Source organism: Bacillota bacterium, assembly GCA_033549065.1.
Taxonomy (GTDB): Bacteria; Bacillota; Dethiobacteria; order DTU022; family DTU022; genus JAWSUE01.
Genome location: JAWSUE010000036.1, coordinates 1 through 917 on the forward strand (window position 1 = coordinate 1; position 917 = coordinate 917).

Annotated in this window: 1 pseudogene; it reads right to left on the reverse strand. The window is 40.1% G+C overall.

Features of this window, described 5'->3' with window-relative positions:
• Window positions 1-835 (reverse strand): annotated as a pseudogene (locus SCJ97_11585) (IS630 family transposase).
• Between the last annotated feature and the right edge of the window lie 82 nt (window positions 836-917).

The following is a 917-nucleotide window of genomic DNA, read 5'->3' on the forward strand; positions in this document are numbered from 1 at the left end:
ACGAATTCAAATCTATCGCATAATGCTTTTGCCTTTTCTGGTTGGAAAGTTTCATAAAATGATCCGATTTCATGTGTATTCAGATTATCCATAACAATTGTAATTTTTTCAGCTATTTCGTATTTGCGTGCAATTTCCTCCATAAAAATAGCCCAGTCCTGCTTGGTTTTTCTTTCAGTGACAGATACCATGCGGTTTCCTGCTAAAGGTTCAGAAGCAATAAAAACATTACACATACCGCAACGTCTGTATTCATAATCATGCCTTTCCGGCTGACCAGGCGAAGCAGGAATAGGAACTCTTGTTTCAGAAATCAATTGCTTTGGAGATTCGTCCATGCACACAACAGGATTTTTTGGATCGAGTGGACGCTTATAAACATCCAGGACCTTTTCCATATTTGCAACAAATCTTCCGTTATGCTCAGGTGGAATTACCCAACCTTCTACTTTCCAGGGTTTCAGTTCGTTTTTTTTAGAACAGTTCGTACTGATTCATGCGAGATGCTATCAACATAACCAAGTTCGACAGCCTTATCAGCCAACAATCTCAGAGACCATCTTGCAAAACCTTCTGGAGGCTCGCTGCAGCTCATTGCAATCAGGTGGGCTTCAACATCCCCATCTATCTTTTTTTCATAAGTATGGTTTCCTTTTTTCTTGGTGAGGACTGCTTCCATGCCTTCCATGACAAATCGCTTCTTTATGCGATCAATTTTTCTCATACTTATGCCAAGGAATTGAGAAATTTTTTCATTGGTCGACCGTTTCGTCTGATGCTCACTCTCATCACATGCAAGAAGAATCTGAGCATTGAGGATTTTCTGTGCTCGATGTGTTACTTATTTTCAGACCACAGGGTATGTTTGGTCGAAAATAGAGGAGGGTGACAACAAGTATGATAGCTGCGATTATAAC